This window comes from Arthrobacter sp. RIT-PI-e, from assembly GCF_001187915.1.
In the GTDB taxonomy this organism is placed as follows: domain Bacteria; phylum Actinomycetota; class Actinomycetes; order Actinomycetales; family Micrococcaceae; genus Arthrobacter_D.
The window spans coordinates 21,112-29,508 of sequence record NZ_LGIU01000069.1 but is presented as its reverse complement, the minus strand read 5'-3'; the positions used below and the strand labels follow the sequence as shown (position 1 = coordinate 29,508).

The window sequence follows — 8,397 nt, the reverse complement described above, 5'->3', positions numbered from 1 at the left end:
CTCCGGCGCCGGCACGGTAACTCGGGCAACGGTGGCAACCCGGGTAACGGCAACGGCAACAACGGTCGGGGTAACGGCGGCTAACCGGGATGTGCAGGTCGGGTCGGTCGCACTCGCCCGATCAAGGCCACCACCGGGCCCGGCGCCCGACCTCCCGGCACGGACGTCCACGCAGCACCGCCCGCCGGTGGGTCACGGCGGGGGGGGGTGCCCGCGGGGGCGGGGACCCGGCGGCGGTTCAGTCCTGGATGGTCGCGATCACGGAGCCGGCCGAGACCGTGGCGCCGGGCTCGATGGTCAGCCCGGAGATGGTGCCCGCCTTGTGCGCGGTGAGCGGCTGCTCCATCTTCATGGCTTCGAGGACCACCACGAGATCGCCCTCCGCCACGGTGTCGCCCTCGGCGACGGCAACCTTCACGATGGTGCCCTGCATGGGTGAGGTCAGTTCGTCGCCGCCGACGGCGGCCTTGCCCGCCCGGGTGCGCGAGGACTTCTTCGCCTTCGCAGGAGCCGCCGCCCTGCCGTTGCCGGTGGCGCCGAGGCCTGCCGGGAGCACCACCTCGAGGCGGCGCCCGCCCACCTCCACGGTGATGCGCTGACGGGCGTCGTCGTCGGACGGGGTGTCCGTGGCGCCCTTCCACGGCTCGATCACCGTGCTGAACTCGGTCTCGATCCAGCGGGTGTGCACGGAGAACGGCCCGTCCGCGGGTGCGAAGGCGGGGTCGGCGACGACGGCGGCGTGGAACGGCAGCACCGTGGGCATGCCCTCGATCACCATCTCCGAGAGCGCCCGGCGTGCCCGCTGCAGAGCCTGCTCGCGGCTGGCCCCGCTGACGATCAGCTTGGCCAGCATGGAGTCGAAGTTACCGCCGATCACCTCGCCGGCCTCGATCCCGGAGTCCACGCGGATGCCCGGGCCGGAGGGGAACGTGAGGTTCTGCACGGTGCCGGGAGCGGGCATGAAGCCGCGCCCGGCGTCCTCGCCGTTGATGCGGAACTCGAAGGCGTGGCCGCGCACCTCGGGGTCGTCGTAGCCCAGGGCCTCACCGCGGGCGATGCGGAACTGCTCGCGGACGAGGTCGATTCCGGTGACCTCCTCGGACACCGGGTGCTCCACCTGGAGGCGCGTGTTCACCTCGAGGAAGGAGATGGTGCCGTCCTGTCCCACGAGGAACTCGCAGGTGCCGGCGCCCTGGTAGGAGGCTTCGCGGAGGATCGCCTTGGAGGATTCGTAGAGGCGGGTGTTCTGCTCCTCGGAGAGGTAGGGGGCCGGCGCCTCCTCCACGAGTTTCTGGTTGCGGCGCTGCAGCGAGCAGTCGCGGGTGGACACCACGACGACGTTCCCGTGGGCGTCGGCGAGGCACTGCGTCTCCACGTGGCGCGGGGCGTCGAGGAAGCGCTCCACGAAGCACTCGCCGCGGCCGAACGCCGCGGTGGCCTCGCGCACCGCCGACTCGAACAGCTCGGGGATCTCCTCGTGGCTGCGGACCACCTTGATGCCGCGGCCGCCGCCACCGAACGCCGCCTTGATGGCGATGGGCAGGCCGAACTCCTGCGCGAAGTCGATGACCTCCTGCGCCGATCCCACGGGATCCTTGGTGCCGGGGACCAGCGGGGCACCTACGCGTTCGGCGATGTGCCGGGCCTGCACCTTGTCGCCGAGCTGCGCGATGGACTCCGGGGACGGGCCGATCCAGGTGATGCCGGCATCGATGACGCGCTGGGCGAACTCCGCGTTCTCGGAGAGGAAGCCGTAGCCGGGGTGGATCGCGTCCGCGCCACTGCGCCGGGCGGCGTCGAGGATGCGGTCCATCACCAGGTAGGACTCCGCGGCGGTCTCGCCGCCCAGGGCGAAGGCCTCGTCCGCCAGGCGGACGTGCAGGGCGTCGCGGTCGGGCTCCGCGTACACGGCCACGGAGGCCAGGCCCTCGTCGCGTGCGGCGCGGATCACGCGGACCGCGATCTCCCCGCGGTTGGCCACCAGCACTTTCGTGACCGGTCGGGCGGCGGTGGTGGCGTTCGGGGATGCGGACGGGGCGAGGGGGGACTGGCTCATGGGGCGGGGGACTCCTTCTACTCAGGGGGAGCCTAGCCGGGTTTTGGAGCTTCCGCCCATGGATCGTGCCGGGAGGGAGGGTTATCCCGGAATCCTTTGTAGGGAACCTACAACGCGGCGGGTCGCTCCCACAGGTCGGTGAGCTGCAGGCCGGCGGAGGGCAGGAGTCCCCGGAGCGTGGAGATGCTGAGGCCCACCACGGCGTGCGGATCGCCGTCCACGCGCTCGACGAAGGCTCCGCCGAAGCCGTCGATCGTGAAGGATCCCGCGCAGTGCAGGGGTTCCCCGGTGGCCACGTACGCCCGGACCTCGGCGTCCGTCATGGTCCCGAAGTGCACGGTGGCGGAGGAGACGGCGCCGATCGTGGCACCGGATCCGCCGTCGCGGGTGTCCACGAGCCAGTGGCCGGTGTGCAGGACGCCGGAGTTGCCGCGCATACGGCTGATCCGCTCGACGGCGACCGCCGGTTCGTAGGGTTTGCCGTGCGCCTCGCCGTCGAACTCGAACACGGAGTCGCAGCCGAGCACCAGGGCGTCCGCGGCGTCGTCCAGGGCGGCCACGGCCTCCGCCTTGGCCCGTGCGAGCAGCAGCGCGGTGTCGTGGGGGTCGAGCTCCCCGTACCGGGCGACGACGGCGGGCTCGTCCACGTGCGAGACCAGGACCGTGTGGCCGATCCCGGCCTCGGTCAGGAGCTTGGTGCGGGCGGGCGACTTGGAGGCGAGGATCAGGCGGGGGGTCATGCTCCCAGCCTAGGTCCCGCGACGAGCGCCGGTGCCCCGCGGTCACCTGCCGACGACACCCCGGTCACGGCGCCGGGTCCCGCCGTGACCGGCGAGGCTCCTCACCAGGAATGGGCGACGTCGATCACCAGGCGCGACCCGGCACCCGGACCGGCCAGGACGAACGCGCGGACGGGAAGCTGTGCCCGGACCCCCACTCCGAGCTCCGTGGAACCCTCAAAGCTCCCGGCGGTGGCGATCTGCCGGAACGTGAAGTACCCGGCGACGTCGACCAGCTCCCGCATGTCGGCCGGGGAGTACGTCGGGTGCCCGTCGTCGTCGTACGCCGGTGCGGCCAGGACGATACGGAGATCGGCTGCGCCGCGGAGGGGGATGGGGACACCGGAGCCGATGCCGGTGAACTGCGGGACGTACTCCACGCGGTATCGGGGGGCGGGACCGCTCATGTCGACGACGAGGCGGTCGAAGCAGGCGTGACGGCCGGGCCGTACATCACTGACCGGAGCGGGGGAGGACGCGGGGGCGGTCTTGGGTGTGGAACCCCAGGTGATGCCGCAGTACGCGGCGGATGCCGGCGGTGCCCCCGCGAGGCCGAGGCCTGCGGTGAGGGCGAGGGCGGCGGGGATCGTCCCCGTCGTGCGCGGTCGGTTCATGACGCACCACCTCGTAGAGCTGGACAGGTGCTCCCATGATCCACCCGGATACGGGGGACAGCGCTGCCGCTCAGTGGAATGGCGCCGCATCGTCATCCGGGACGACGACGGCCCACCCCGGCGCTGCCGGAATGGGCCGTCGTCGCGTGCGTGTGCGTCAGCGCGCTCCCGCCGCCGTGCTCGGTGCGTCGGATCCCACCGAGGTGGAGAGGCCGTCGTTGCCGGCCTCCGCGGCGGCCTGCGCATCCGCGGCCGCCCCGTCCTCGAACGTGCTGTCATCGGCGAAGGGATCACCGGTGCGCTGCGCGTCGTAGAGCGTGCTGTCCAGGATGCCCTCGCGCTTGGCCACGATCGTGGGGACGAGGGCCTGGCCCGCCACGTTCACGGCGGTGCGGCCCATGTCGATGATCGGGTCCACCGCGAGCAGGAGTCCGACGCCGGCGAGGGGGAGCCCCAGCGTGGAGAGCGTCAGCGTGAGCATCACCACGGCACCCGTGGTGCCCGCGGTCGCGGCGGAGCCGAGCACGGAGACGAGGGCGATCAGCAGGTACTGCGTGATCGTCAGCTCGATCCCGAAGAACTGGGCCACGAAGATCGCGGCGATCGCCGGGTAGATCGCGGCGCAGCCGTCCATCTTCGTCGTCGCCCCGAGCGGTACCGCGAAGGAGGCGTAGCCGCGGGGTACACCCAGGTTGCGTTCGGTGACGCGCTGGGTCAGGGGCAGGGTGCCCACGGAGGAGCGGGACACGAAGCCCAGCTGGATGGCGGGCCACGCGCCGGAGAAGTACTGCTTCACGGACAGGCCGTGGCTCTTGATCAGCACCGGGTACACGCCGAAGAGCACGATGGCCAGGCCCACGTAGACGGCGATGGTGAACATGCCGAGGGAGCCGATGGTGTCCCACCCGTACACGGCCACGGCGTTGCCGATCAGGCCCACGGTGCCGAGCGGGGCGATCCGGATGATCCACCACAGGACCTTCTGGATCACGGCCAGCGCGGAGGCGTTGAAGGCGAGGAACGGCTCGGCGGGCCTGCCCCCCCTCAGGGCCGCGATGCCCACGGCGATGGCGATCACGAGGATCTGCAGCACGTTGAAGCTCAGCGAGGTGCTGACCGCACCGGAATCGGCCACGCTGGAGGACGCCTGGATGCCGAGGAAGTTCGCGGGGACCAGGCTGGTGAGGAACGCCGTCCAGCTGCCCGTGCTGCCCTCGTACTCCGCGGGCTGCTCGGCGCCGGTCCCGGCGCCGGGCTGGAAGATGACGCCGAGGCCGATGCCGATCACCACGGCGATCAGCGCCGTGATCGCGAACCAGAGCAGGGTCTGCCCGGCGAGGCGGGCCGCGTTGTTCACGGCACGGAGATTGGCGATCGAGCTCACCACGGCGGTGAAGATCAGCGGGACGACGGCGGCGCGCAGCAGGGCAACGTAGCTCGAGCCGAGTGTGGCGAGCGTGGTGCCGAGCGCGTTCGGGTCCTCGGTGGTATGGCCGGTGGTCCGGGCGAGCAGGCCGAGACCGAGACCCACGACGAGTGCGGCGATGATCTGCGGACCGAAGGAGGTCATCCAGCGGGGGAGAGTGCGGCGCGTGGGCCGGGAGCTGATTTCTGAAGACACCCGGAAAACACTAGGGAGGCCCTATACACAGACAAAGCCCGCGTTGCGAAATGTTACGTGCGCCGCCGTCGTCGTTCTACGGGCTTCCGCGGCGTCACCGCGCTGTGCCGGGCGCGGCACAGCCGGGCGGGAATTATTCCTCGCCCGGCTGTGACGAACATCTACGGGGTCAGCCCACCAGTGCGCGGCGCAACGTGTCCAGGCCCACCGAGCCGAGGTTCAGCGCGCGCGTGTGGAAGGCGCGCAGATCGAACGACCCGCCCTCGCTCGCTCGCACCTCGTCGCGGATCTGCTCCCAGAGGCGCTGCCCGATCTTGTATGCCGGCGCCTGGCCCGGCCAGCCGAGGTACCGCGTGAACTCGAAGTTCAGCTGCCCCTCGCTGATCGCGATGTTCTTCCGCAGGAACTCGTAGCCGGTCTCCGGCGTCCAGGTGCCCATTCCCCAGCGCTCGGGGATCTCCAGCTCGAGGTGCACGCCGATGTCGAAGACCACGCGGGCGGCGCGCATGCGCTGGGCGTCGAGCATCCCGAGACGGTCCCCGGGGTCGGAGAGGAAGCCGAGTTCCTGCATGAGCCGCTCCGCGTAGAGCGCCCAGCCCTCGCCCTGCCCGGACACCCAGATGGCGTTGCGGCGCCACGGGTTCAGCAGGGCACGCTGGTACGTGGCGGTGGCGATCTGCAGGTGGTGACCCGGGACCCCCTCGTGGTACACCGTGGTGGTCTCCTTCCACGTGGTGAAGGAGTCCTCGCCCTCCGGCACCGACCACCACATGCGTCCCGGGCGGGAGAAGTCGTCGGTCGGTCCGGTGTAGTAGATGCCGCCCTCGTTCGTGGGGGCGATCTTGCACTCGAGGCGGCGCATCACGTCAGGGATGTCGAAGTGCACACCGGCCATGGCGTCCACGGCCCTGTCCGAGAGTTCCTGCATCCACGCCTGCAGCGCATCGGTGCCCTGCAACTGGCGCGCCGGGTCCTCGTCGAGGATCCGCATGGCCTCCTCGATGGAAGCACCCTCGCGGATCTCGTTCGCCACGGCCTCCTGCTCGGCGATCACGCGGTCCAGTTCCTCCACGCCCCAGCGGTACGTCTCCTCGAGGTCGACGGCGGATCCGAGGAAGCGGCGCGACATCAGTGCGTAGTGCTCACGGCCCACGGCGTCCTTCTCGGGGGCGGTGGGCAGGAGGTCCTCCCGCAGGAAGGTGGCCAGGCCGTCGTAGGCGCCGCGGGCGGCCTCGGCCCCGCGCTTCAGCTGCTCCTGCACGGACTCGGGGAGCTCGCCGTCGTCGGCCTGGGTGGTGGCACCGAGGCCGTCGAAGAATCCGCCGTCCTCCGCGTACTTGGTGGACTGCTCGATCACGATCAGCACCTGCCGGCGCGCGGCGACCAGACCGCGCTCGCGGCCGGCGCGGAGCGAGGAGATGTAGCCGTCGAGGGCGTCCGGGATGTTCGCCATGCGTCCGGCGATGTGCGAGAGGTCGCCGGCGGTGGCGGTGGGCATGAGGTCGAAGATGGCGCGGATGCTCTGCGCCGGGCAGGCGATGTTGTTGAGGTCCGAATAGTCCAGGCCCGCCTCGTGGATCTCGAGGTCCAGGCCCAGCCGCTCACGCATGGCGTCGAGGGTCACGGCGTCGACGTCGTCCGCGGGTTCGAGGTCGTCGAGGCGCAGTAGTGCCTCACGGGTGGCCTCGGCCAGTGCCTCGATTCCGGCGGGGGAGTAGTCCCGGTACTCGGTCTCGCGTCCGGGCAGACCCAGTTCGGTGGCGAAGTCGGGCATCAGCTCGAGGAGGGTCTCGTAGTACGACGTGGCGACGCCGTCGATCGCGGTGGTGGCGCGCGTCGGCTGCTCGGACGGGGCGGGTGCTGGAGTGTCATGGGTCACCACCCGAGCGTAGCCTCTCCTGTTTCGGTACTCGCACCCCGGCGGCGGTGGTCCGCCGGGGCATTCCCCGGCGGGCCGTGCTGCAATCGTGTCCTCCTGAATGCTCGCCACCGGCCCTCATCATGCTTACCGTGGGACCACCACGACGGGGGAGAGAGCCATGGCAGAACCACACTCGGGTCCACGGCGTCCGGCACGCCCGGCGGCCGGCGCCGCCGCTCTGCTGCTGCTGACCGCGTGCGGCAGTGGTCCCCCGATCGGCGAGGACGCCGCGCCGGTGGAGCGGGCCGCCGTGGAGCAGGGCCTGTACCCGGACGCGGAGGAGGCCCTGCTGAGGTCCTCCTTCCGGCTCGGATCCGTGATGACCGCCGCGGATCCCGCGCGCAACACCGTCACCAGTCCGCTCAGCGCCCTGTATGCACTGGCGATGCTCCGGGTGGGCGCCGGTACCACGACGGCGGAGGAGATGGACGTGGCCCTCGCGCTCCCGGCGGAGCACCGCGACGAAGCGCTCAACGCACTGCTGAGGAGCGTGGGGCGGTTCGACGGGAACCCGGCCGACGTCGACGAGGAGGATCCGCCGAGGGAACCGCTGCTCCACCTCGCCAACGCCGTGTTCGTGCCTGAGGGCGGTGGCATCGGCGAGGAATTCCTGGACACGCTGGCCCGGCAGTACGGGGCCGGGGTGTTCCCGGTGGACTTCGCGGATCCGGTGACGAACAGCCGGATCGACGAGTGGGTCTCCTTGGAGACCGGCGGCCGGATCGAGGAGGCGCCGCTCGACGTCGATGCGCAGACCATGCTGAGTCTGCTCAACACCGTCTACTTCGCGGCAGCGTGGGACGTGCCCTTCGCGGCGGAGGACACGATGGATCGGGCGTTCACCCTGTCCGACGGCGGCGCCGTCGATGTCCCGATGATGCGGAAGACGGACACGGTGCGGTATGCGGAAGGGGCAGGCTGGACCGGCATCGACCTGCCGTACGGTGAGGGGTTCTTCATGCGCCTGGTCCTGCCGACCGAAGCGGTGACCCCGGCGTGGAGCGGGGACGATTTCATGGACATCGCCCGCACACTGGACGGGGCGGAGGAACAGTACGTGGCGCTCGAACTGCCCACTTGGGACCACGAGTGCACCCTGGATCTCCTCGACGTCCTGGGGTCGCTGGGACTGGACGAGACCTTCGGTCCCACGCCTGACTTCGAGGCCATCCTTCCCGATGCCTTCGTCAGTGGCGGAGCGCAGACGGCGAACATCACCGTCGCCGAGAAAGGGACCATCGCAGCGGCCGTGACCCAGATCGGGGTGAGGATGACCTCCGCGCTGCCACCTGCGCTCAGCATCTCCTTCGACCGGCCGTTCAGCTACCAGATCGTGCACGAGGAGACGGGCCTGCCGGTGTTCCTCGGGACGGTCGCGGATCCGCGCTGAGGTGAGGCTTCACCGA

General features: G+C 70.8%; 6 protein-coding genes. 1 reads left to right on the top strand and 5 read right to left on the bottom strand.

Translation table 11 applies throughout. The features are described from left to right. Window positions 1-238: 238 nt before the first annotated feature. The 5 genes from AC792_RS10220 to AC792_RS10200 all read right to left on the bottom strand — a co-directional run bounded on the left by AC792_RS10220 (window position 239) and on the right by AC792_RS10200 (window position 6,949). Window positions 239-2,056, bottom strand: a complete 1,818-nt coding sequence (locus AC792_RS10220) for an acetyl/propionyl/methylcrotonyl-CoA carboxylase subunit alpha (RefSeq protein WP_049830422.1) — start codon at window positions 2,054-2,056, stop codon at window positions 239-241. Window positions 2,057-2,163: 107 nt separating this feature from the next. Beyond that, window positions 2,164-2,796, bottom strand: a complete 633-nt coding sequence (locus AC792_RS10215) for a Maf family protein (RefSeq protein WP_049830421.1) — start codon at window positions 2,794-2,796, stop codon at window positions 2,164-2,166. 101 nt (window positions 2,797-2,897) lie between these two features. Next, window positions 2,898-3,449, bottom strand: a complete 552-nt coding sequence (locus AC792_RS10210) for an AMIN-like domain-containing (lipo)protein (RefSeq protein ID WP_049830420.1) — start codon at window positions 3,447-3,449, stop codon at window positions 2,898-2,900. Window positions 3,450-3,606: 157 nt separating this feature from the next. Next, on the bottom strand, window positions 3,607-5,019 hold the full coding sequence (locus AC792_RS10205) for a dicarboxylate/amino acid:cation symporter (RefSeq protein ID WP_152916136.1): 1,413 nt from the start codon (window positions 5,017-5,019) through the stop codon (window positions 3,607-3,609). Window positions 5,020-5,239: 220 nt separating this feature from the next. Further along, complete coding sequence (locus tag AC792_RS10200; RefSeq protein ID WP_049830426.1) at window positions 5,240-6,949, bottom strand: DUF885 domain-containing protein; 1,710 nt, start codon at window positions 6,947-6,949, stop codon at window positions 5,240-5,242. 160 nt (window positions 6,950-7,109) lie between these two features. Between AC792_RS10200 and AC792_RS10195 the strand changes: the two genes are divergently transcribed. Continuing rightward, the gene (locus AC792_RS10195) at window positions 7,110-8,381 is read left to right on the top strand and encodes a serpin family protein (RefSeq protein WP_049830418.1); all 1,272 of its coding nucleotides are present in this window, start codon (window positions 7,110-7,112) and stop codon (window positions 8,379-8,381) included. The last annotated feature ends 16 nt before the right edge of the window (window positions 8,382-8,397 follow it).